This is a genomic window from Paraburkholderia sp. EG287B (genome assembly GCF_040965595.1).
Taxonomy (GTDB): Bacteria; Pseudomonadota; Gammaproteobacteria; order Burkholderiales; family Burkholderiaceae; genus Paraburkholderia.
Genome location: NZ_JBFRCG010000120.1, coordinates 1 through 255 on the forward strand (window position 1 = coordinate 1; position 255 = coordinate 255).

Genomic DNA, 255 nt, shown 5'->3' on the forward strand with positions numbered 1-255 from the left:
GTCCGCCCACGGTCAGGCCCGTGGCGAGCATCGCGCCGACGATCACGATCGCGGAAATCGCATTGGTCACGGCCATGAGCGGCGTATGCAGCGCGGGCGTGACGTTCCAGACCACGTGATAGCCCACATACACGGCCAGCACGAAGATGATCAGGTTGATGACGGTATGGTTGATGACTTCCATTGTTGGTCTCCTCCTCGTCATGCCTTGCGCGTGACCTGGCCGTCGCGGGCCAGCAGCGTGGCCGCGACGAT

General features: G+C 63.1%; 1 protein-coding gene. It reads right to left on the reverse strand.

Features of this window, described 5'->3' with window-relative positions; all coding sequences use genetic code 11:
* Positions 1-184 (reverse strand): proton-translocating transhydrogenase family protein (locus tag AB4Y40_RS42990; protein WP_368693003.1); only part of this gene is annotated, 184 nt, incomplete at its 3' end.
* Between the last annotated feature and the right edge of the window lie 71 nt (positions 185-255).